The organism is Arthrobacter sp. UYCo732, from assembly GCF_040547265.1.
Lineage (GTDB): Bacteria > Actinomycetota > Actinomycetes > Actinomycetales > Micrococcaceae > Arthrobacter.
Genome location: NZ_JBEPPJ010000009.1, coordinates 1 through 23,453, shown reverse-complemented (window position 1 = coordinate 23,453; position 23,453 = coordinate 1). Strand labels below are relative to the sequence as shown.

The 23,453-nt window shown below is 65.2% G+C and carries 17 protein-coding genes; 5 read left to right on the top strand and 12 right to left on the bottom strand.

Translation table 11 applies throughout. The features are described from left to right. Window positions 1-4: 4 nt before the first annotated feature. The 3 genes from ABIB45_RS12950 to ABIB45_RS12940 all read right to left on the bottom strand — a co-directional run bounded on the left by ABIB45_RS12950 (window position 5) and on the right by ABIB45_RS12940 (window position 2,073). On the bottom strand, window positions 5-394 hold the full coding sequence (locus ABIB45_RS12950; RefSeq protein ID WP_354216266.1) for a hypothetical protein: 390 nt from the start codon (window positions 392-394) through the stop codon (window positions 5-7). A 348-nt stretch (window positions 395-742) separates the two neighbouring features. Continuing rightward, window positions 743-1,741, bottom strand: coding sequence for an APC family permease (locus ABIB45_RS12945; RefSeq protein ID WP_354216265.1), 999 nt, complete (start codon window positions 1,739-1,741; stop codon window positions 743-745). Continuing rightward, window positions 1,741-2,073 carry a hypothetical protein gene (locus tag ABIB45_RS12940; protein ID WP_354216264.1) on the bottom strand — a complete coding sequence of 111 codons (333 nt, stop codon included), beginning with the start codon at window positions 2,071-2,073 and terminating at the stop codon, window positions 1,741-1,743. The genes ABIB45_RS12945 and ABIB45_RS12940 overlap by 1 nt, the downstream gene beginning before the upstream one ends. A 128-nt stretch (window positions 2,074-2,201) precedes the next feature. Here ABIB45_RS12940 and ABIB45_RS12935 point away from each other — a divergent pair, with 128 nt between their 5' ends. Then, complete coding sequence (locus ABIB45_RS12935; protein WP_354216263.1) at window positions 2,202-2,660, top strand: universal stress protein; 459 nt, start codon at window positions 2,202-2,204, stop codon at window positions 2,658-2,660. Between the two features lie 99 nt (window positions 2,661-2,759). On the opposite strand, the gene ABIB45_RS12930 is transcribed toward ABIB45_RS12935, so the two are convergent. The 6 genes from ABIB45_RS12930 to ABIB45_RS12905 form a co-directional block, all read right to left on the bottom strand. After that, window positions 2,760-5,177 carry a glycoside hydrolase family 65 protein gene (locus ABIB45_RS12930; protein WP_354216262.1) on the bottom strand — a complete coding sequence of 806 codons (2,418 nt, stop codon included), beginning with the start codon at window positions 5,175-5,177 and terminating at the stop codon, window positions 2,760-2,762. Next, the gene (locus ABIB45_RS12925; protein ID WP_354216261.1) at window positions 5,174-5,953 is read right to left on the bottom strand and encodes an HAD family hydrolase; all 780 of its coding nucleotides are present in this window, start codon (window positions 5,951-5,953) and stop codon (window positions 5,174-5,176) included. The genes ABIB45_RS12930 and ABIB45_RS12925 overlap by 4 nt, the downstream gene beginning before the upstream one ends. A 263-nt stretch (window positions 5,954-6,216) precedes the next feature. After that, window positions 6,217-8,745, bottom strand: coding sequence for a plasma-membrane proton-efflux P-type ATPase (locus ABIB45_RS12920; protein WP_354216260.1), 2,529 nt, complete (start codon window positions 8,743-8,745; stop codon window positions 6,217-6,219). Further along, window positions 8,735-9,877 carry a class I fructose-bisphosphate aldolase gene (locus ABIB45_RS12915; RefSeq protein WP_354216259.1) on the bottom strand — a complete coding sequence of 381 codons (1,143 nt, stop codon included), beginning with the start codon at window positions 9,875-9,877 and terminating at the stop codon, window positions 8,735-8,737. The genes ABIB45_RS12920 and ABIB45_RS12915 overlap by 11 nt, the downstream gene beginning before the upstream one ends. Next, complete coding sequence (locus tag ABIB45_RS12910) at window positions 9,874-12,315, bottom strand: phosphoketolase family protein (protein WP_354216258.1); 2,442 nt, start codon at window positions 12,313-12,315, stop codon at window positions 9,874-9,876. Before ABIB45_RS12910 ends, ABIB45_RS12915 begins: the two co-directional genes overlap by 4 nt. Beyond that, the gene (locus tag ABIB45_RS12905) at window positions 12,308-13,306 is read right to left on the bottom strand and encodes a carbamate kinase (RefSeq protein WP_354216257.1); all 999 of its coding nucleotides are present in this window, start codon (window positions 13,304-13,306) and stop codon (window positions 12,308-12,310) included. Before ABIB45_RS12905 ends, ABIB45_RS12910 begins: the two co-directional genes overlap by 8 nt. A gap of 485 nt (window positions 13,307-13,791) precedes the next feature. Here ABIB45_RS12905 and ABIB45_RS12900 point away from each other — a divergent pair, with 485 nt between their 5' ends. The 3 genes from ABIB45_RS12900 (at window position 13,792) to ABIB45_RS12890 (ending at window position 17,724) form a co-directional block, all read left to right on the top strand. Then, on the top strand, window positions 13,792-14,364 hold the full coding sequence (locus tag ABIB45_RS12900; protein ID WP_354216256.1) for a recombinase family protein: 573 nt from the start codon (window positions 13,792-13,794) through the stop codon (window positions 14,362-14,364). 78 nt (window positions 14,365-14,442) lie between these two features. Next, window positions 14,443-17,409, top strand: a complete 2,967-nt coding sequence (locus ABIB45_RS12895) for a Tn3 family transposase (RefSeq protein WP_354216255.1) — start codon at window positions 14,443-14,445, stop codon at window positions 17,407-17,409. 6 nt (window positions 17,410-17,415) lie between these two features. Beyond that, the gene (locus tag ABIB45_RS12890) at window positions 17,416-17,724 is read left to right on the top strand and encodes a Tn3 family transposase (protein ID WP_354216370.1); all 309 of its coding nucleotides are present in this window, start codon (window positions 17,416-17,418) and stop codon (window positions 17,722-17,724) included. Between the two features lie 186 nt (window positions 17,725-17,910). Here ABIB45_RS12890 and ABIB45_RS12885 read toward each other — a convergent pair whose 3' ends face one another. The 3 genes from ABIB45_RS12885 to ABIB45_RS12875 all read right to left on the bottom strand — a co-directional run bounded on the left by ABIB45_RS12885 (window position 17,911) and on the right by ABIB45_RS12875 (window position 22,437). Further along, on the bottom strand, window positions 17,911-18,591 hold the full coding sequence (locus tag ABIB45_RS12885) for a polysaccharide deacetylase family protein (protein ID WP_354216254.1): 681 nt from the start codon (window positions 18,589-18,591) through the stop codon (window positions 17,911-17,913). A gap of 293 nt (window positions 18,592-18,884) precedes the next feature. Continuing rightward, window positions 18,885-21,638 (bottom strand): bifunctional lysylphosphatidylglycerol flippase/synthetase MprF, encoded by a 2,754-nt coding sequence (locus ABIB45_RS12880; RefSeq protein ID WP_354216253.1) that lies wholly within the window; start codon window positions 21,636-21,638, stop codon window positions 18,885-18,887. 76 nt (window positions 21,639-21,714) lie between these two features. Next, window positions 21,715-22,437 carry a phosphatase PAP2 family protein gene (locus ABIB45_RS12875; protein WP_354216252.1) on the bottom strand — a complete coding sequence of 241 codons (723 nt, stop codon included), beginning with the start codon at window positions 22,435-22,437 and terminating at the stop codon, window positions 21,715-21,717. A gap of 154 nt (window positions 22,438-22,591) precedes the next feature. On the opposite strand from ABIB45_RS12875, the gene ABIB45_RS12870 reads away from it, so the two are divergent. Next, window positions 22,592-23,275 carry a response regulator transcription factor gene (locus tag ABIB45_RS12870; protein ID WP_354216251.1) on the top strand — a complete coding sequence of 228 codons (684 nt, stop codon included), beginning with the start codon at window positions 22,592-22,594 and terminating at the stop codon, window positions 23,273-23,275. Window positions 23,276-23,453: the final 178 nt, after the last annotated feature.

The following is a 23,453-nucleotide window of genomic DNA, read 5'->3' as shown; positions in this document are numbered from 1 at the left end:
GCTGTCACTCTGTGTCTGCTTCGGCGTCTGCTCCGCCATCGCGTTGGGGGCCCACGGTTCCGTCCGTACCGTAGTCTCCCTCGGCGTATTGGCCGGTTTCTGTATTTGCGGTTCGGCCGTGGACCGTTCCGGCGGTGCCGTAGTCAGCTTCCACGAAGCGTCCGGATTCTTCTGCATCTTTGTCAGTTGAAGCGGTCAAGGCTGCCTCGCTGCCGGCTGCACCATAATCGCCTTCGGCGTATTGGCCTTCGTCGTCGCCAGCGTGGCGACCGGCTTCAGTGCCGGCTTCGCCGTAGTCGCCTTCCACGTAGCGGCCGCGGACCTCTGCGTCCTTTGATTTCCGCCCGCCGCGCGGCTCGCCGGTGTGCTCTTCGAACTCGTTGCTTTGCGACATGTTCCTGCCTCCACGCAATCAGTTGAGTGGTCTTCCCACGGTTCCCATTCTAACGAGGGCAAGAGCACACAAGTAGTCGCTGACGGGCGTCATGTTCATGCAACCGTCAAAGAATAACGTCCGGGTCTGGCTGTGATTCGCAGGACGCTCACCGGGAGGTGTGAGACCGCGATCACGACCTCTGGACCGGTTCAGGCCTGCGGCGCTCCGGCTCCGCCAGGCCCCGCGGGCGGGCCTGCAGGTCATGACCACGGCCCGACTGCACGCCGGCGCCAGCGCGCGAAGGCCGCTTGCAGGGTCGGTCTTGCCCGAGGCCGGCCGGAGCTTGTCTTCAGACGTTGGGCTGGTTCACGCCCCACCGGCTTTCGCGTTGTGTTTCCGGTGCCGGACGAAGGCGAGCCGCAGGACGGAGACGGAGGTCAGGGATGCTCCGATGAGCAGTAAGGTGGCCTGGTCGTGGAGGATCATCAGGACGATCAGGGCGCCGAGGCAGGCCAGAAACCCGGTGCCGCTGACCAGCCGTGGCCAGAATCCCGGCAGGACCCGGGCGGCGAGAAGGTTCGTGGTGCCGAAGACGGCCAGGAAGACCGCCGATCCGAAGGTCAGCAGGGCTGTGATGTCCGGCAGCATGGCGAAGGCTGCGCCGAAGACGGCCAGGAAGACGAGCGCGGTGACGGGCAGGCCGGACCGGGTTTTTTCGAATGCGGCTGGCAGCTCGTGCGCCAGGGCGATTTCGTGCATCTGGCGTGCTGTGGAGAACAGGGTGGCGTTGATCGCGGAACCCGCCGCCAGGAGCGCTCCGAGGCTCGCGATCCAGTATCCCGCCGTCCCGAGGGCCGCCTGCCCGGCAGCGGCGAAGGCTACTTCCTTTTGGGCCACGATGATGCCGTCGCTGACAAGCATTTGGGAGCCGATCGTCACGGTGACGTAGACCAGTGTGACGATCGCGACCGAGAGGTAGAGCGCCCGCGGCAGCGTCCGGCGTGGTTTAAGGAGGTCGTCGTAGTCGTAGGAGAGCAGTTCGAACCCCTCGTAGGCGACGAAGATCGATGCCGAGGCCACGATGACACTGGCCGGGCCCTTGTCATCCAGCGGAGCAAGCCTCTCGGGGGAGAAGTGCGCGAACCCGATCGCGGAGATCAGGGCAAGTACGGCTACCTTGATCAGGACCACAAGGTCTTCCGAGAGTGCCGATGCGCCCACGCCGCGCAGGTTGATCCCGAGGAATACCAGCAGGATCAGGGCCGCGAATCCGTTCGCGAACGCCCCCGGCAGACCAAACGCGTGTGCAGCGTAGTGGCCGAAGGTGAAGCCATAGACCGCTAACGCGATCAGATACCCGAACATCAGTAACCAGAGATGTAGGAGCCGGTGCGCGGGAATCCGGCATTGTGGAGGTAGACGAAGAGGCCGCCGGAGCGTCCCGCCCGTGCCGAGAGCGCCGCAAAGGAATGCGCGGTCACCATGGCGATGGCTCCTCCGATGATGAAGCTTCCGACAGCAAGGTGCCCGGCAAGTGCGACGGTCACACCCAGGACGCTGAAGATGCCCCCGCCGATCATGCCCCCGACAGCCATCGCAACGGAATCACGCAGGCGGAGCCGGCCCAGTCCCTTCTCCCGGTGCGCGGCCGTCCTGGGATGAAACGCCGCCTTGGGTGCCGGAGGTCCGCTCTTCATATCCTGCGCCCGATCTCCATTCCAAGGACCGCCGGCTTCCGTGCCTGTGCCGACGGTACCACCAACCCTGAACGGCGCGGGCACGTGAGGTCTAGGATGCTCATTGAGGCCGGTGAAAGGGAACACAAATGACCAGTAACAGCTCATTCACGATCGTGGTTGGTTTTGACGGATCCGAACATTCCCAGACAGCACTGAACTGGGCGATAGAGGAGGCCCGGCAGCGCAACGGCCGGCTCCGGCTGATCACGGCATGGAACAAGCCGCCGATGGCCTGGTATCCGGCCGTGCTGGAAACGGCGGCCGGTGAAATCGCCGCCGAAGAGTCCCCGGAGCAGATCGCAGGGACGCTCCAGGCTGAGGCGCTGAAGTCCGCTGCAGATGAGGGCGTGGCCGCCACCGGGCAGCTCGTTCCCAGTGATTCACCGGCTTCGGCAATACTCGACGCCGCCAGGGATGCGGATCTCATTGTTGTCGGTTCCCGCGGGCACGGCGGATTTCCCGGACTGCACCTCGGCTCGGTCACGACCCAGGTCATCAACCACGCTCCATGTCCTGTCCTGGTCGTCCGGCCCAAGGCCTCCTAAGGAGCGAACTCGTGGCGGTCTTCGGGTGTACGAATAGACCGATAACCGGGCGCGTCTCGTCCGAGGCTCCTCGGACGATTGACGCCCTGGTCGCGGGCATCATCGGCTGGGTCGCCGATGGGCCGGAGCCCGTCCGCGCGGTTGGGTCGGAGCCGCTCGGGTAGGTTCGCCGTGGTCCGGAGTCGCAGAGTTGGTCCGGGTGACCGGGTTTGAACAGCTCACGGTGAAAGGGGTGTCCTCGTGCAGCAGCGTCAGTGGGTCACCGTCGTGCAGGCGGTAGGTTGTGGTGTGCGGGCCGATCTCAACGCTCAGGCGCCGGTCGCGCACACAAAGGGAGACGGCCAGGCGTGTGATGCCCGCGGGGAGGTGGGGGGCGAAGGCGAGGGTGCCGTCGCGTTCACGCAGCCCGGCAAGCCCTGGGACGAGCGCGATCCAGGTCCCGGCGAGCGACGCTGCGTGCAGGCCGTCGCGGGTGTTGTACTCGAGGTCGTGCAGGTCCATGAGGGCGGCTTCGGTCAGGTAGTCGTAGGCCAGTTCCAGATGGCCGGTCTCGGCGGCCACCACCGCTTGGGTACAGGCCGACAGTGAGGAATCGCGCACTGTGATGGCTTCGTAGTGGGCGAAGTTGCGGGCCTTCTGCGCGGGGGTGAATGCCTCACCGCGCAGGTGCATCGCCAGCACCAGGTCGGCCTGTTTGACCACCTGTTTTCGGTAGAGGTCGAAATAGGGCACGTGCAGCAGCAGCGGGTACTGCTCGTCGGTGGTAGCGGCGAAGTCCCAGCTAGCGTGGCTGGTGAATCCCTCGGATTGGGGATGCACTCCGAGGGTGTGGTCGTAGCCGATGACCATGGATCGCGCCGCGGCACGCCACGCAGCGATTTCCTCGGCGTTGATGCCGAGGACGCGCGCCTTATCAGGGTGTCGCCCGGCGGTCTCGGCTGCGCAGAGAAGATTGTGCTGTGCCATGAGGTTGGTGTAGATGTTGTTGTCGGCCACAGCCGAGTACTCGTCGGGGCCGGTCACGCCGTCGATACGGAACCCGCCCCGTGCGTCATAGTGCCCCAGCGAGCACCATAGCCGCGCTGTCTCGGCCAGCAGCTCCAGCCCTATATCTCGCTCGAATGCCACATCGCCGGTGGCGTGAAGGTAGCGCACCACCGCGTCGGCGATGTCGGCGCGCAGGTGGAAGGCCGCCGTCCCGGCCGGCCAGTAGCCGGAACATTCATGTCCGGCAATCGTGCGCCAGGGAAACACCGCCCCGGCCAGCCCGAGCTGGGCCGCCCGCTCGAGCGCCTGGGTCAGGATCGAGTGCCGCCACGCCAGTGCGTCGCGCGCGGCCTGCGGCGCACTGTAGGTGAGCACCTGCAGCACGTAGGTCTCCGTGTCCCAGAACGCGTGCCCGTCATAGCCGGGGCCGGTCAAGCCCTTGGCCGGAATTGCCCGTCCCTCGGCCCGCGCGCCGGCCTGCAACAGATGAAACAACGCGAACCGCACCGCCTGCTGCACCTCGGCGTCACCGTCGAGTGCAACGTCGGCACGGGACCAGAACTCATCCAGGTAGGCGCGCTGCTCGGCCACCAGCCCCTCCCACCCGCTCTGCCCGGCGGCCGTGAGGGCGGCGGCGACCTGATCGGCGACCGCCGGTTGCGATCGGACCTCCGACCAGCCGTAAGCGACGAACTTGACCAGCCTCAGCCGCTGCCCTGGCTGCAGGGTCGCGGTAAACGACACCCGTGCCAGGTCCGGTGTGCTCTCCGCGACGACCTGCACCGAACGTGGACCCTCCGAGCCCAGATTCTCCGGTGGATCCAGGCTCGCCGGGGCTGGGCCGTGGATGTCGTGCGCCATCCCCGCGCCCACCCGGATTCCACTGACGGCGGTGTGGTGCAGCAGCAATCCCCCCGTGTCCGCGCAGGCGTGCTGCTCGGACACCAGCGGCGCCCGCAACCAGGCGGCCTCCCGCGGGTCGCCGCTGCTGGGAGGCAACGCCTCGTTGGCGACCAGCTCGGACTGCAGAACGACCCGCACCTCGTGGTCGAGGGCTTCGACTTCGTAGCAAATCGCGGCCACCGCCCGCTGCACCAGCGACACCAGCCGCCGTGAATGCACCCGCACCGCCCGCCCTCCCGGAGACACCCACCGCACCTCACGAGTGAGCAGTCCGGTCCGGAAGTCCAGTACCCGTTCGTGGGAGAGCAGTTGCCCGTAACGGATGTCGAAGGGATGATCATCGACCAGCAGCCGGATCAGCTTGCCGTTGGTGACGTCGATGACAGTCTGCCCCGCTTCGGGGTAGCCGTATCCGGCCTCGGCGTAGGGCATCGGCCGCGACTCATACACTCCGTTCAGGTACGAACCGGGCAGCCCGTGCGGCTCCCCTTCGTCCAGGTTCCCGCGCCAACCGAGATGCCCGTTGGACAACGCAAACAGCGACTCGCTCTGCGCCAACACATCGAGGTCAAGACCGGTCTCGCGCAGCGACCACGGCTCGACCGCGTAAGCCGGGTGGCTGATCACGTCCGGTCCAGCAGTTCAGCCAGGTCGGCCACGACGATGTCGGCGCCCGCGGCGCGCAGCGCGCGGGACTGCCCGACCCGGTCCACGCCCACCACGAACCCGAACCCGCCTGCTCGCCCTGCCTGCACACCGGAGAGGGCATCCTCAAACACCGCCGCCCGCCCGGGCGCCACGCCCAGCGCCCGGGCCGCCGCCAGGTAGCTGTCCGGCGCAGGTTTACCCGCCAGCCCCTCGGCCTGCAGGCTGAGACCGTCGATGCGGGTCTCGAACAACTCCGCTATACCGGCGGCTCGGAGCACCTGATCGCAGTTGGCGCTGGAAGAAACCACCGCGGTGCGCAGCCCAGCGGTACGAGCCGCCCGCACGTAGCGTACCGACCCTTCGTAAGCCTGCACACCGTCGTGGCCGATCCGGCGGACCAAAATGTCATTCTTAATCCTGCCCAGCGCAGTGACCGTCTCCGCTCCGGCCTGATCGTCCGGGCCGCCTGCCGGCAGCTCGATGCCGCGGGAGGCCAGAAACGAGGCCGTGCCATCAGCCCGGGACTTGCCGTCAACGTAAGTGTCATAGTCGGCTACCGCGTCGAACGCCACGAACGGTGTCCCGAGCCGCCGAGCCCGCGATTCCAGGTATGCGTCGAACATCTCCTGCCACGCTGCCGCGTGAACCGTTGCCGTTGCGGTCAACACACCATCCAAATCGAACAGACACGCAAGCGTCGCCGCCGGCAACCCCACCGACCTTGAGACCACCGGTCTCTCAGCTGCGGGTGTCATGCCGACCCAAGTCAGGCAGACACATGCATGAGCCAGCCTCCGTGGCGGTGCCGGCCAGCGGAAGAGACTGCTGCAGGCTTACCTGGTCCTTTCGCGTCGCGAACAACGTATGTCGCGCGGTCACGAGAGCCTCCGGACTCGGGCGAGTGCGCACGGGCCGCGGGTGTTGGCAGGCCGCACTGTTGTCGTGGTAAACGAGGTCGCCCGGGTTGGTGCCGGCGTGAAAGGCGGAGGTCTTCGTCGGAGACGGGCCGTGGGCGGGATCATGACGACGTGCCTTCGCTCAGATTCTCCGAGTCCGGCCTGGTCGTCGTCGCGGGGTCAAGGATGCGGTAGGCAAGTATTTTGATGCGGTCACTCGCCAGGGCCCAGATGATGGCGTAGCTCCAGACGAAGCCGGCCCAGCCCCAGCCCAGCGGGGTCATGAACAGCCCGTAGACGGCGATCAGGGTCGCGATGATCTGGGTGCCAAGAACTGCCATCCACAGGATGCGGGCCGGGCGGATAGACCAGAACGGGCCGCGGGTGCGGGTGAGGAAGATCGTGAGGTGCCCGGCAACCGAGAGCATCAGGTACATCATGGTCTGCAGCTGGGGGCGGCCCAGGTCGAAGACCCGGTCGCCGAGGTAGAACAGCCCGAACGCGGCAATCGGCCCGACGACACCAAGAACGGTGGCGATACCCAACACCAGACGCATGTTCCAGGCTTCGGGCTGGTCCTTGTAGTGGACGTTGTCGTAGGCGATGGACAGAATCGCGCCGTCGTTGAGCAGCGCCAGCATCACGATCATGATCGCCGTGACGGGGAAGAAATTGAAGACGAGGAATGACCCGGTCACGAACAGCAGCACCCGCAGTGTTTCGGCGATGCGGTACATGGCGTAGGAGTTCATCCGCTGAAAGATCTTGCGGCTTTCCTTGATCGCGTCAATGATCACCGCCAGCCCGGGGGTGAGCAGGACGATGGCGGCGGCGGCGCGGGCGGCGTCGGTGGCCCCGCTCACGGCGATGCCGCAGTCGGCTTTCTTCAGGGCGGGGGCGTCGTTGACCCCGTCGCCGGTCATGCCGACGATGTGGCCGCGCTGCTGCAGGACGTCGATGATGTGGAACTTGTGCTCGGGGAAGACTTGGGCGAACCCGTCGGCGGTCTCGATGGACCGCACTCTCACCGGGGTTTCCTGCTTCTTCACGTCACCGAGGCCGGCGGCGTCGAGGATGTTGGTGCCGAGCCCGACCTTGGCCGCGGTCTCTTTGGCGATTGCGATCGCGTCCCCGGTGACCATCTTCACGCTCACGCCCATCGCCCGGGCGGTGGCAATGGTGGTCTTGGCGTCTTGGCGGGGCGGGTCGAACAGCGGGAGCACGCCCAGGAACGTCCATTCCTGCTGGGCGTCGGCGCGGGCCACCCCCAGCGACCGGTAGCCGCGGGCGGCGAAGTCGTTGACGGCGGACTCGACGGCCGGTGTGTTCTTCGCGCTGTCCCCTGCGAGAGCGAGGATGACCTGCGGGGCGCCTTTGCTGACCTTGAACGTCGTCCCGTCAGCGCCGGTGACGGCGGCCTCGGTGCGTTTGTCGACCGGGTTGAACGGCTCGAAGTGGGTGATCGTGTAGGGCTCCAACGCGCCCTTGTCGGGAAGGCCACCGAGCACGGCGAGATCGATGGGGTCGTCATTGTCGGGGCGGGAGGCCAGCGCACCGGCCAGGATGACCTCGTCGGCCGTGACCCTGTCGATGCTGAACGGGTCACCCAGGGTGAGTGCGTTCTGGGTCAGCGTGCCGGTTTTGTCCGCGCACAGCACGTCCACGCCGGCCAGTTCCTCGATCGCGACCAGCCGGCTGACGATGGCCTTCTTCTTGGCCAGCAGCCGGGCACCGACCGCCATGGTCACCGACAGCACCGTGGGCATCGCGACCGGGATCGCCGCGACGGTCAGCACGAGAGCGAACTGCAGGGTGGTCAGGACCGCGTCACCGCGCAACAGCGAGGCGAGCACGATCACGGCGACGAACACTGCCGCGAGGATGATGAGGTAGTTGCCGATCTTCAGGACGGCCTTTTGGAAGTGGCTGACGGTATGGGCATCGGCGACCAGTTCGGCGGTCTTGCCGAAGTAGGTGTGGGTCCCGGTGGCGTAAACCAGCGCGCCGATCTCGCCGCGTCGGATGATCGAGCCCGAGTACACCGGACTGCCGGGCGCACAGGTCGCGGGCAGGGACTCTCCGGTGAGTGCGGATTGGTCGACCTCGATCTCGTCGCCGTCCAGTAGACGGGCGTCGGCGGGGACGATGTCACCGAGCCGCAGACGGACCACATCGCCGGGCACCAGTTCCCGTGCGGCCGGGGTCACCCATTCGCCGTCACGTCGCACGCGGGCCGTGACTGCGAGTTTGGCCTTCAGCGCCTCGATGGCGTTACCGGCTTGGCGCTCCTCGGTGTAGCCGACCACGGCATTGGCCAACAGCAGCAACAAGATGATGAAGAAGTCCGGCCAATGCCCGACCGCGCCGGAGAGGATCACCGCAGCCTCGATCATCCACGGAATCGGTCCCCAGAAGTAGGACAGGAACTTCAGCAGCGGGTTCGTCTTGTGCTCGGCGATCTCGTTCGGCCCGTACTGGATCAGGCGTTTCGCCGCTTCGGCCTGGCTCAGCCCCTCAGCCGAGGTACCGAGCTGCCTCTGGACTTCCGCCATAGGCAGCGACTTCAAGTCGTGCTTCGGGTCAGGTTGAGACGTCTCCGAGCCACCCGCCGTGGACTCGGCCGGCGGGGACCTGGTGCCGTCAGTGCTCATGGCGGACATCCGTCTGGTCAAAATGGGTGTCGGTACCGCGGCGGGCATCCCGATTGGATGTCACCCGTCGTTGGAGGGCCTGCTGGGCGGTGGCCGCATTCGCGTCGTTGCCGTCCCAGATCCTCAAGGCGGGTTGCTGGATCGCGCGGCCGAAGGAGAACGCCACAGGCCACGGCAGGGGTGGGCCGTTGCGGCTGTTGATGGCGGCAAGCCGGGCCGTGGCAAGGTCTCCGGGCTGGCCGCCGGAGAGGAACGCGATCCCGGCGACCGCGGCCGGAACAGCCCGCCTCAGGCACGCCCGGGTTGCCTCGGCGACGGCCTGGACCGGGTCCTGGATAGGACAATCAAGGCCGGGAAGGATCATGTTGGGTTTCAGGAGCATGCCCTCCAACACGACTCCCTGTTCTGAGAGTTGATTGAACACGACACGAAGCACATCTTCGGTGACCTGGGCGCACCGCGCCAGAGTGTGCTCACCGGTCATCAGCACTTCCGGTTCGACGACCGGCACAAGGCCGGCTTCCTGACACAGCGCAGCGTAGCGTGCCAGCGCGTGCGCGTTGGCACGTGTGCAGGCCCGGCTGGGGGTGGCAGCACCGATGGTGAACACGGCCCGCCATTTCGCGAAGCCGGCGCCCATCTGGCGGTACTCGGCCAGACGGGCGCGTAAGCCATCCAGGCCTTCAGTAACCTTTTCCCCCGGATGACCGGCCATCGGTGTCGTACCGAGGTCAACCTTGATGCCCGTGGCAATCCCGGCTTCGAGCAGTACGCCCAGGAACGGCACGCCATCCGCGGTATGTTGCCGGATTGTCTCGTCACAGACGATGACACCGCTGATGCTGTCCCCAAGCCCCGGAGTGGTGATGATCAATTCCCGGTAAGCGCGGCGGGCCTGGACGGTCTGGGGGATCCCGAACCGGGCGAAGCGCCGGTTGCAGGTGGGGATCGATTCGTCGATCGCCAGCAGGCCCTTGTCGTCGGCCACCAACGCCCGCGCGGTGTCCAGCAATGCGGTATTGATCAGGGCACCGCCGATTGCGCCGGTGCCAGCCGGCGGGGAAGATGTCCCCGGCGTGAGCGTTGTCAGGCCGGGAGCCGGGGAGGGGAAGGCCGGTGGTGTGTCGGTCATTGCCATGGGGTCCACACCCAGTCGCGGATCTCGGGCAGGTCCTGGCCGTGTTGGTTGATGTAGAGGTTGTGTTCAATGAGTTTGTCCGCCATGGCCTGTTTGAGATAGTCCCCGGTAGCGCCGAGTTGGGGGAGCCGGTCGATGACGTCCTGGACGAGGTGGAAGCGGTCGAGCCGGTTTTGCACGCGCATGTCGAAGGCGGTAGTGATGGTACCTTCCTCAATGTAGCCGCGGACGTGCAGGTTGTGGTTGGTCCGCCGGTAGGTCAGGCGGTGGATCAGGGTCGGGTAGCCGTGGAAGGCGAACACGATGTGCTTGTCCTTGGTGAACAACGAGTCGTAGTCCTGGTCGGAGAGGCCGTGCGGGTGCTCGCTCGCGGATTGCAGCTTCATCAGGTCCACGACGTTGACGACCCGGACCTTCAGCTCGGGCAGGTGCTCACGCAGGATCGAGACGGCGCCCAGCACCTCAAGGGTTGGGGTGTCTCCGCAGCAGGCCAGGACGACGTCGGGTTCGGCGCCGCGGTCATTTCCGGCCCACTCCCAAATCCCGATTCCCTTGGTGCAGTGGACCTCCGCCTCGGCCATGGAAAGCCATTGCGGCATGGCGTGCTTGCCGGCGACGATGACGTTGACGTAGTGGCGGCTTCGCAGGCAGTGGTCGGCCACAGTGAGCAGGCAGTTGGCGTCCGGCGGGAGGTAGACACGGACGATGTCGGCCTTCTTATTCACCACATGGTCCAGGAAGCCGGGGTCCTGGTGGGTGAAGCCGTTGTGGTCCTGCTGCCACACGTGGGAGGCCAGCAGGTAGTTCAGCGAGGAGATGTCACGCCGCCACGGCAGGGCCTTGGTGATCTTGAGCCATTTGGCATGTTGGTTGAACATCGAGTCGACGATGTGGATGAACGCCTCGTAGCAGTTGAACAGTCCGTGGCGGCCGGTGAGCAGGTAGCCTTCCAACCAGCCCTGGGACTGGTGCTCGGAGAGCATCGAGTCCAGCACCGAACCGGAGCGGGCCAAAAACTCATCACTCTCGACCGTCCGGGCTTCCCATTGCCGGTCCGTGACCTCAAACACCGCACCGAGCATGTTTGAGAGCGTCTCGTCCGGGCCGAAAATCCGGAACGTGCGTCGTTCCGCGTTCAGCGCCACGAGATCGCGCAGGAACTCCCCCAGGACTCGCGTATCCTGCGCTTCCACAGCGCCGGGGGCTGTCACGGCAACCGCATGGGTCCGGAAATCGGGCATCTGCAGGTCCCGCAGCAGCAGTCCGCCGTTGGTGTGGGGATTGGAGCCCATCCGCCGTTGCCCGGTCGGGGCCAGTGCCGCCAGCTCGGGCAGCAGCCGCCCGTCCTGGTCGAACAGCTCCTCGGGTTTGTAACTGCGCATCCACCGTTCGAGCTGTCCGATGTGCCCGGGATGGGCCTCGTCCACCAGCAACGGCACCTGGTGCGCCCGAAAGGTCCCCTCAATTTGCAGACCGTCAACTACCTCGGGCCCCGTCCACCCCTTCGGAGAACGCAACACGACCATCGGCCACCGCGGCCTAGTGGTGCCGCCGCCGACGCGCGCATTGGACTGGATCGCACGGACGTCCTCAATGGCCCCGTCCAGTACGGAAGCCATCAGCTCGTGCATCGCCTCCGGATCATCGCCCTCGACATAGCGCGGGTCCCACCCGCAACCACGCAAGAACGCATCCAACTCCTCGGGCTCGATGCGGGCCAGCACCGTGGGGTTGCTGATCTTGTACCCGTTCAGGTGCAGGATCGGCAACACCGCCCCGTCGCTGACCGGGCTAAGGAACTTTGTGGAGTGCCAGGCGGTGGCCAACGGGCCGGTCTCAGCCTCCCCATCGCCGATCACGCAGGCAACGACCAGCCCCGGATTGTCGAAGACGGCACCGAAGGCGTGGCTGAGCGAGTAGCCCAGCTCCCCGCCCTCATGGATCGAGCCCGGCGTGGTAGGAGCCACATGGCTGGAAATGCCACCCGGGAAGGAGAATTGCATGAACAACTTCTTCATCCCCGCCTCGTCCTGGCTCACGTCCGGATAGATCTCCGAATAGCTGCCCTCAAGATAGGTGTTCGCGACCAATGCCGGTCCGCCATGCCCAGGCCCGGCGACATAGAACATGTCCAGCCCGTACTTCACGATCACCCTGTTCAGATGCACGTATATGAAATTCTGGCCCGGAGTCGTCCCCCAATGCCCCACCACCAACGGCTTTACGTCCCCGAACTCCAGCGGACGCCTGAGCAACGGGTTGTCGTAGAGATAGATCTGTCCCACCGACAGATAGTTCGCCGCACGCCAGTAGGCATCCATCCGGGAAAGGAGTTCGGGATCCAAGGATGAGGCCAGCGTTGTGCCCTCCTCAATTCCTGCCCGGCCAGGCACCGGAATCGCTGTGCTGACGGACTTGGTCGGCTCAGTCATGCTGTTGCTCCTTTGACATGGGTGACCCGGGTGGGGCCTTGGCCGTCGACGCACCAGGCGTGCTGTCGTGCGCTTCCGGCGGCGAGTTGCGACCGGTGATCGTGGTACCTGCGCTTCCGCCCAAGACGGCAGCTGCCTCAGCGAGGGCACCGATCGCGGAAGGATGACCGGTCGCGGCGGTGAACCACGCACCCGCGGCAACCTTCGGACCCATCGAGCCGGCCGGAAGCTGCAGTTCGGCCAATTTCTCAACGCTGATGCGATCAATGGGACGCGCGTGCGGGGTGCCGAAGTCGCGCATGACTGCCGCGACATCGGTGAGAAGGAGCAGCCTGTCCGCACCCACATCAAGGGCGATGCGGGTGGAGGTATAGTCCTTGTCGACCACAGCCTCGACGCCGCGCAGCTGCCCCGACAGATCCCGGACGACGGGCGAGCCGCCGCCGCCGCAAACCACCAGCGCGCCGATGTGAAGCAGGTGCTGGATGCAGTCCTGTTCGACGATCCCCAGCGGCTGAGGGGAGGCCACGACCCGCCGCCAGGACGAGCCGTCGGCGCGGACCTGCCAACCATGTCGCGCGGCCAGGGACTCGGCCTCACTGCGGGGGTAGGTCCGTCCGATGAATTTCGAGGGTGAGGCGAACCCCGGGTCTGCTGCGTCGACGACGGTCTGCGTGATCACCGCGACGACCGGACGCAAGACGCCGGCGTTGCGCAACTCCTGCGTAAGCCAGTACCCGATCATCCCCTGCGTCTGGGCTCCGAGAGCGTCCAACGGGTAAGCCGCGGTCAGTGACGGATCCGCTTCGCTCTCCATGGCCAACAGCCCGATCTGGGGGCCGTTGCCATGGCACACGATCAGTTGGTGTTCGTCAGCGAGAGGTGCAAGAGCAGCTGCGGCCTCGCGGATATGGTGCCGTTCAACATCGGCGTCGGGCCGGTCCTTGCGTTCAAGCAGCGCATTACCGCCGAGCGCGACCATGATGCGCATATCAGCTATCCAACGCGCAGACCAAAACCGCTCGTTCGTCCAGCCAGAGCCGCGCCCGCTCGGTGACTGGACCCAAGACGATCATGATTGCGGTAACAGACATGGTGCACACCAATCCGCACCCCCAGCCAACAGCCGGTAACTAATCGCCAACGGCGAGGCCGACGCGGAAGCCGGCATCCGACATGACCGAGATGTAGCTCACACTATACTCCCCGCGCGGGAGCCCCCTATTGCGGGCGTGCCCCCGCGGCTGTGACCGAAGAGGCCGTGATTACAAGGACCAGCCCTTACGCCATCGACGTTGTTCATTCGACGTTCAACCAGAAGGTGTGCCCGACGTCTGGAGCCGTGTCCGATTACGATCGTTCGCAATACACTCCAAGTCGCGTTCGAAGAGGCGCGGAAGCGCGCGGCCCTATTTGTAATGGTTGCCGTGTACCCTCCTATGTAACGTCCAGCCGGCTTACTGATACGTTTTGGGAATGCGAATCGGATACGGACGGGTTTCAACCCATGACCAGCACCCCGAAGCCCAGCACGACGCCCTGACAACGGCCGGCTGCGAGCAGATCTTCATTGACACAGCCTCCGGAAAACTCGCCCGCAGACCCGAACTCGACAAAGCGCTACTCTCGGCCAACCGGGCAGGCGATCAGCTCGTCGTCACCAAACTCGACCGGCTCGGCCGGTCGCTGGAAAACCTCATCGAACTCTCCAACACACTGCAGGTGCGTGGTGTTGACCTGGTCGTCCTGGACCAGGGCATCGACACGTCCACGGCCATCGGCCGGATGTTCTTCCAGATCCTCGGCTCGATCGCCGAGTTCGAACACGCCCTGATGTCCGAACGAACCCGCGACGGCCTCGCCGCTGCCCGTGCGCGGGGCAGGACCGGCGGGCAGAAACCAAAGCTCGGACCCCGCCAGGTCAGGCTGGCCCGCGAAATGTATGAAGAAAAAGGCCCCGACGGCAAACGTGCCCACACGGTCGAGCACATCGCCCAGGAGTTCGGCGTCACCCGGCCCACCATCTACCGGCACCTCGGCAAACCATGAACAGTGGGTCCTGCAGGTCACATCAGAACGACGGCATGTCCGCAGGGCACGCCGGCGTAGCAGATAAGGATTTCTGAGGTGGCACTGCGTTCTTTACTCACGGCTGCCGAGCGTGGCCAGATCCTGGCAATACCCACACGAGCAGAGGACGTTGCAGCCAGTTACACGCTCAGTGAGGCGGATATGTCGTTGATCCGCCAGCGTCGCGGAGACGCGAACAGGCTGGGCTTCACTGTCCAACTGGCTCTGCTGCGACACCCGGGTATCACGATGGCCGAAGACACCCAAGTGCCCCCTGAACTGGTTTCCTGGCTGGCCTCCCGTCTGGTCATCCCCGCCGATGCATGGACAGACTACGGGCAACGTGAGGAAACGCGGCAGGAGCACGGCAGGGAGATCCGCGCGTATCTGGGCATGTCCGCGTTCGGCATTGCAGACTTCCGCCAGGTCATGGAGCACGTTGGCGATGTCGCTGCTCAAACCGACAAGGGCTTGCTCCTGGTTGAAAGCGCAAGAGATTTCCTGCAGGCAAAGAAGGTCGCTTTGCCTGGGGCCAGCGTCATTGAAAGAGCCTGCGCCCAGGCCCTGACCAGGGCGAACCGGAACATTTACGCCACCCTGTGTGAGCAGATGTCCGTGGAACACCGCAAACGACTGGACGGTTTGCTTCTCCGTCGCCCCGATAGTTCATCGACCGAAATCGGCTGGCTGCGGCAAGCACCCCTGCGTCCCAACGCACGGGCGATGAACGAGCACATCGACCGACTCGCTACCTGGCGTGCCCTTGATCTCCCGTGGGCAGCGAGCCGCCTGGTTCACCGGAACAGATTGCTGAAGCTCGCCCGGGAAGGTGCAGCGATGACCGCGGCGGATCTGTCCAAGTTTGAACCGGCACGCCGGTACGCGACCCTCTTTGCCATGGCCACCGAAAGCATGGCAACCGTCACCGACGAAATCATCGAACTGCACGACAGGATCATTGGCCGTCTCATCCGGACCGCGCAGAACAAACAAAACCAGTCCGCCCTGGCGTCCCGATCCACCGTCACAGCCATGATGCGGATGCACTCAAGGCTCGGTGATGCCCTCTTCGAGGCAAAGGAAAACGGCGAAGACCCCTTCGCCGCGATCGAAACAGCCATCGGCTGGGAATCCCTGGCCGAAAGCATCGCCCAAGCCAAGGAAATGACCAGGCCGGCCTTCGAAGATCACCTGGCCCTCGTCAGCGCACACTTCACCACGCTTCGCCGCTACACTCCGGCGTTCCTTGGAGTCCTTGACCTCCATGCAGCCCCCGCAGCACAAGACCTCCTGGCAGCGATCAACGTCATCCGCGCCCTGAACACCACCGGTGCCCGGAGGCTCCCGGACGATGCGCCCACCTCATTTATCAGGCACCGCTGGAAACCGCTGGTCTTCACCGACGACGGCCTGGACCGGGGCTTCTACGAGTTCTGCGCCCTCACGGAACTAAAGAATGCGCTGCGTTCCGGAGACATGTGGGTCGCCGGATCGCGCCAATTCCGCGACTTCGACGACTACCTTCTTGCCCGCCCCGACTACACGGTCATGAAGACCGCCGGGAAGCTGCCGCTGATCACGGCCGACGGAAGTGCTCACTATCTCGAGGGAAGGCTTGCCCTCCTTCAGGAGCGGCTGAAGGAAGTCAACCAGGTGGCGTCCCAGGACGAACTGCCCGGGGTACTAATCACCGAGAAAGGGGTGAAAATCACCCCGCTCGAGACGATCGTCCCTGCGCACGCGCAACCACTGATCGACCAGGCAAGCGCCATGTTCCCACGGATCCGGATCACCGACCTGCTGATGGAAGTCGATGCCTGGACCGGGTTCACCCGCCACTTCACCAACCTCAAATCCGGCCAACCCTCCAAGGACAGGCAGCTGCTGCTCACCGCGATCCTGGCCGACGGAATCAATCTGGGACTGACCAAGATGGCCGAGTCCTGCACCGGCGTCACCTACGCCCAGCTGGACCGCCACCAGGCAGCGTACATCCGGGACGAAACCTACAGCGCCGCACTGGCGGAACTGGTGAACACCCAGCACGGCCACCCTTTCGCCGCACAGTGGGGCGACGGCACCACTTCGTCCTCTGACGGGCAGCGCTTCCGGGCCGGCAGCAAAGCCGAATCCACGGGACATGTAAACCCCAAATACGGCGCCGAGCCCGGCCGGCTGATCTACACGCACGTCTCGGACCAGTACTCTCCCTTCCACAGCAAACTCATCAACGTCGGTGACCGCGACGCGACCTATGTCCTGGACGGGCTGCTCTATCACGAGTCCGACCTGGCCATCCAGGAGCACTACACCGACACGGCCGGATTCACCGACCACCTCTTTGCCCTCATGCACCTGCTCGGCTACCGGTTCGCACCACGGATCCGCAACATCGGCGGCACCCGCCTCTACACCCCCACCAGCGGGCAGGAGCATTCGACGTTGGCACCGTTGATCGGCGGGACGATCAACACAAGAACAATCGCCTTGCACTGGGATGAAATCCTCCGGCTCACCGCGTCCATCAGAACCGGCACCGTGACCGCGTCCCTGATGATGCGCAAACTCGGCGCCTACCCCCGCCAAAACGGGCTCGCCCACGCGCTGCGGGAACTGGGCAGAGTGGAACGGACCCTCTTCCTGCTCGACTGGCTCCAGGACCCCGGACTCCGCCGCAAAGTCACCGCAGGCCTGAACAAGGGCGAGGCCCGGAACACCCTCGCCCGGGCCGTGTTCTTCAACCGCCTCGGCGAGATCCGCGATCGTTCCTTCGAGCAACAGCGATACCGGGCCAGCGGGCTGAACCTTCTCACTGCGGCCATCGTTCTCTGGAACACGGTCTACCTCGAGCGCACCATCACCACCCTGACCAGCAAAGGCGGCCACGTCGATCCTGACCTGCTGCGGTTCCTCTCACCCCTGGGCTGGGAACACATCAACCTCACCGGTGACTACACCTGGCCCCGCGCCAACCACATCAAGCCCGGCAAATACAGGCCACTACGACGCCCGGCAAAACCTTAGCGTCGGATATTTCACTTTTTCACAAGCCGCCCCTTCTACGGCAAAAACCGTGATCTGACCGGCCCGGACCGGGAAACGACCGAGGTATCCATGCTTGCTCTGCACCTGCTCCAATCCTCGCTGGTCCTGGTCAACACGTTGATGCTGCAAACCGTGCTGGAGGTCCCGGAGTTCAACGAACTCCTCGAGCCAGAAGACCACAGGGGTCTCACCCCGTTGTTCTGGACCCACATCAACCCTTACGGACGATTCACCCTCGACATGAACACACACTTGGACCTGGGCCAGATATCTGCGGAACCGGATGCCCGTTAGCGGGTCCGCCGATGACGTCATTGTCGTGGTCTTTGTCCTGCGCGCCGCTGCCCGTGAAGCCGGTCATGGACCGTTGGAGCGCCTCTGGCCCGAATCACTGACGGGCCCGCCGTGATCCAACGTCTGGTGGGAACGGCCGCGGTATGAGGCAGTCTCGTCCGGCAGCGTCTTGTTGTGTCTATCGGGTCAGGTATCGGTGAGTGGCACGGGGATGACTCCCGCGGCGCGCAATGCCGGCAGTGCGCGGACGATGCCGGCGGCCGTTCCTCCGGTCGGGTGGTTGGCGTGGGCGATCACGATTTCCCCGGCCCTGGCTGCGGTGATTTCGCGGAATACCACCGCGGCGGGGTAGGTGGCGCCGCCGTCGCCGTTGGTGCTGAAGGAGACCGGGACCATTCCCATTGCATGGACAATCCGGACAGCGACGTCGTCAAGGTAGGCGGTTCCCGACCGGAAATATCGGGCAGCCCTGCCGGTGAGACCGTGAATGGCGTCCTGGTTTGTCATGACCTCGTCGTAGATTTCGGCCACGCTGGCGGTCCCGGGGATGCCGTAGGCGCTGCGGCCGGAGACCGAGAGCGGCACGTGTCGGGTGCCGTGGTTGCCGATTTCGAACAGCGGGTTTTCGGCCAGTGACTTCGCCGGTCCCGGGTTGGCCCTGATCCATCGTAAGTTCAGGAAAAATGTGGCCGGGGTGCCCGTTTTTTGCAGGGCATCGATGAGGTTCTGGTCCACGGCGTTACCGCCGGGGCCGCCGCAGCAGTCAAAGCTCAGAGCGATGCCCGCGTTTCCGGGAGGAAGATGGGTGAGGACTCCGGGAAGCTGAAGCCCCCAGGCCAGGGGCGCTTGCCCTGTGAAGGTTGCCACGATCTGTTCCTTGCCGGGCGGGGACGGTAAGGGCTCCGGAGGGAGAGGGGCTGGTGGAAGGCCCGCCGGGGCGCCGGCGCCGGCGGTAGCGTTTTCCGGGCGGTCTGTACGGTTCTCGGGTGGATTTTGGCATCCGGTGAGGGTCAGCGCGGCGGAGAGGATGAACGCACGACGGCTGGCGGCTGTGCCCGGATGATTTCGATCAGCTGACCCCATGGCCGTGTCCGTCCTTTCTCTGTCCCGTCTTGCGGCCGCCGTGTTTTTAGGTGCAGGCATCCGGGGGTTTCGATTCGTCATTCCTTATTCTTCCCCGGTGTTCCGGGCCGGGATGGCGGCTGACGGTATGGTATTTGACCCGGATGCTGGCCGGAGCGGCTCCCGGCCGGGGGCGTTGGCGCCGGGAGGTTTATCGCCGGGACGCGGTCGTGTGCGCCGGGGCGGTCCGGTGTTGTGGGACGCCGTCCGGCGGGGCGGGAGCGTGTGGGCCGGCGGAGTATGCGGCGGGCCAGTGTCAGGCTTTCACCGAGGTTGATGGTGGGGAGGTAGGCCCGGGTGATGGCGTTGGCTATGGCCGGCAGCGCCGCGGCGTCGGGGTAGAGCATGTAGAGGGGTTCGTAGCGTGGCTGGAATTTTGCTTTGAATGCCAGTAGGGACCTGAATCCGTAGATGGGTTCCAGGGTTGCGCCGAGCCAGCTGAGCAGCCGGTCCAGGCTTCCGGAGGTCTGCGGCCCGGCTGGTGTAGGTCTGGGCGGTGCATCCGCGTTCAGCCTGGCCAGGGGGCCCCCGGAGAGGCTGATGAATCTGTATCCCTGGTCTTTGAGGCTGAGTGCGGCGGAGGCGATGAGGAATTCGATGCCGGCACGGAATCCGGTGCGGCGGCGCCGCATGAAGTCCAGGGTCCAGCCTTCGATGGTGCCGTTGTTGTAGACGGGCAGCCAGGAGGCGACCGCGTGGACCGTGTGGGTGCTATCGATGGCGAGCAGCAGGCGGACGTCGGGGTCGATGAGTTCGTCGAGGCCGCCGAGGGTGAATCCCATTTCGGGCATCTTTTTGTCGGCCACCCATTCTTCGGAGATTTCCTGGATTTGGGCCAGTACGGAGAAGGGCGCGGTCGCGTAGGTGGTCCATTCGGCGCTGATGCCGGCTTTGGCGGCGTTGTTCATGGCCGTGCGGATGTCCTGGAATTTCTTTCCCCGGAAGGACACCGCATCCAGTTCCAGGATCGTTTCCTGGGCAACCTGGACTGAGTCCCAGCCGAGAGACGAGGCGTGGTCGCGCAGTTCCTGGGGCACGGAGTAATAGCACGGCGTCCAGCCTTGCCGAGTGCAGAACCTGGTGAACTCCTCGAACGCGGCTTTACTCTGGGGCCGGGGTCCGACCGGGACTCCGAGTGTCAGGGCGATCCCGGCGATGACGCGGTAGGCGATGAAGCTTTCACCGGTGGAGGAGAACCAGTAGGTGTTCCCGGGCCAGGTTGTCATCCAGGACAGGGTGCTGCCTTGTTGGGTTTTCAGTATTTCCCGGGCGCGGTCGGTGCCGGCATTGTGTTGGGTCGGGGCCGGGTGCAGGAAGGTTTTCAGGACCAGGACGGCTGTGACGGTCCAGAAGGTGACGCCGATGCCCTCGTAGAGCAGAACCGCCGGCGTGCTTTGCGGGAAGAACGCCGGGGCGAGATCCAGCATGTAACCCAGTGGTAGGAACCTGTCGGGAATGTCTGCCAGCAGTTCTCCCGGTCCCGGCCCGGGCGTAAAGCCGTCGGCCAGGACAGTACCGGCGGCCAGATAGATGGCACTGAGGACAGCTGCGGCGGCTCCGGTCCGGGCCGCGAGCTGTCGGTAGGTCCCCGCCGGGGCTGCCACCGGGAAGAGGCCACGGGAGATCAGCAACACGATGGTCAGCACCACGGGCAGAAGTAGCGGCAGCACCAGAGCGAGAGGGTGCGTGTACCCGGCGGTTTCGATGGCGCCGATCCCCTCGACGGCGGCGGTGTCCGGTGCTGCCGGGTACAGGACTCCGGCGATGGTGATCCCGGCCAGCACGGACAAACCCAGCTGGATCAGCACGGCGGCGGCCCATGCGAAGCGGCGTCCACGGCGTAGACCGTCTGCGAGCAGCACTAAGAGAAATGACGGGAGGATCGCCATGAAGATCCCGCCGGCGCCGGCGCGCAGTTGAAGTTGCGCGCCGGCGCATTCCTTCGCTTGTCCCGGGTCGGCGCACAGGGATTGGAGTGTCGCCGGGTCCACGGGCTGAATGTTGGTGAATAGGAAACGCAGCACCGACAACGGTCCCGCGGCGTGTGGCGTCAGGCCAGCGACGACGGGCCCGATGGCCGATACGGCGACAAGGAGCGCGATCAGGACCCGGCCTTCATGCCGGGAGCTGACAGGGCGGACGAACCGGGGCCCCCTGCCGTGCAGGACCGGGCCCAGAAGGGCCCCGGCCCCTGCGGCACCGAGGCGGACCAGGTCGGCGAACCCGCCGCTATAGAGGGCCAGGAGTACCAGCAGGGCGAAGACGACCAGGCGGACCCGCCGCCGCCACAGCGTCGGCATCATTGCTGACCCCGCCATGACGGCACCGGTCATGAGCGCACTGGGGCCCAGGAAGATGTGCCCGCTCATTTCCTGGGTCCAGGTCCCCATGACCTGCTGTGCAACTGTGAGGAACCCGAGAGCGGCAGAAATTCCGAGGACTTGAGAGCCAAGGGCCGCCGCGGCGAATCTTAGGCTCCCCATCCGGGATTCCAGGGCCAGCCCGACCACGAGCACAACGGCGCTGCCGAGCAGGTACCCGGCCAGGTTTTGCGCCCACACCCCGGAGGTCAGCAACGCCCACCAGTGACCGGGAAGGGAATGCGCTGTCGCCGCTACGTTGGGACGCAGAGTGCCGGCCGGGCCGGTGATGAGGCTGGAGGACAGTGCGCCCGCGGCCCAAAAGACCAGGACAAAACCTACTGTGACCGGGGCTCGGCGGAGATTTCCGATCCGGGACAGCCAACGCCCTTGGCGGGTAACGGTTCCAGAATCCAGCGGTGGCGCTGCCACGGGAATTCCTTTCAGCAGATGCGGAGGGAGCGGAAATTCAACGAGGATATCCCGCCGGGTTGCTGGTCCTGTGGGGTCATTGCCGCCCCAGCGTTCTTGCCTCGAACCCGCGGATCAGGCCAATGCCGGAGATCCGCGGCGCTACGAGATTATTCCATACCGGCAGCCATGCCAGGATCGCCGCGCTGCTTATCAGGACAGACCCGATCACATCGCTAAGGTAATGCACCCCGAGGTACATCCGGGAGAACGCCACAATCGCGACGAAAAGTGAGCCTGCGGCCAGAACCGCCAGGCGCTGCCCGGCGCCGTGGGCTAGGACCAGCACGGCCGCCAGCGCCAGTGCGACAGCGAAGGCCGTGTGCCCGGAGGGGAAGCTGTTGTTGCCCGTTTCAGCGATCAGCGCTCCGGTCGCCTCGGCAGGCGGCCGGGAGCGGCTGACCAGGATTTTGCCGGCCGTTGAGGCCAGCCACCCGACAGCAACAACGGAGCCGAACGCCAGCGCCTGAACCGGGCGACGGCGGGACCAGAGCAGGTACCCGCAGATCGTTATCACCAGCGCCAGGGCACCGGCCGGTCCAAGACCGTAATGAATGGCCTCACTGACCGCAATCAACGCACTGTTCCTCCCATGGCTCAGGGAGATGTCCAGGCCCAGCTCCGGGGCCAGTGGTCCGAAGGACTTCGCCGCCATCCCCGCCGCGGCCGTGGTGGCGAACAAGGACGCGGCCACGGTGACCCACCACCAGGACTGCAGCCCCGGGAAGATCGTGGTCCGGCGGGCGGGGGAGGAATCCATGGTGCAGTCCTGACGGTATGAGCGCTGATGCGCCGGGGTGCCACCAGCTTGCGGCACCTGCCCTGAGAAAAAACTGAGAGCCGCTCCGCCGCTTCTCAGGTTCCGCTCAACGGGCGTCCGGGATACTGCAAGTACCAACGAAAGGGGGCCGGGCATGCGGGTGCTGCTGGTCGAGGACGAAAAAATGCTGGCCGAGACGGTCCGGCGCGGACTCACTAATGAGGGCTTCGTGGTCGACATTACCCATGACGGGGTCAGCGGCCTGTGGGCTGCTACGGAGAACCCGTACGACGTGATCCTGCTTGATCTGATGCTTCCGCTCAAAAACGGGTACGACGTTCTCAAGGAACTCCGGGAGCGGCTGATCTGGACACCTGTTCTGATGCTCACGGCAAAGGACGGGGAATACGACCAGACGGACGCATTCGATCTGGGAGCCGATGACTACCTGACAAAACCCTTCAGTTTCCTCGTGCTCGTCGCCAGGATCCGTGCCCTGATCCGCCGTGGCGCCCCGGAACGGCCCGTCACCCTCACCTTGGGGACGCTGTCACTGAACCCCGGCAGCCGCAACGTCCGCCGGGGCGATTCCCTCATTGAATTGACAGCCCGGGAGTATGGCCTGCTGCACTACCTGATGCGCAGCCATGACCAGGTCGTGTCGAAATCCCAGATTCTCGACAACGTCTGGGACCCGGCGTTCGAAGGCGGCGACAACGTCGTGGAAGTTTACATCGGGTATCTGCGGCGCAAGATCGATAGCCGCTTCGGTCTGCAGACCCTGACCACCGTCCGGGGAATGGGATACATGCTGACCGCTGACCGGCCAACAGGATAAAAAGTGATGTCCGCGCCCGGCTCTCCTGCTCCGGTGCAACGAGCGGCGCGTGGTGGGGGCGGGCCTGGCCGGCTGGGACTCTAAGCCTTGATCCACCGATGAGGTTGGGATCGGGTCCGGCGTTTTAAACACGAAATGCCCGTCTTTTGGGGGAAAATATGGCTTACCACAGTCAAAA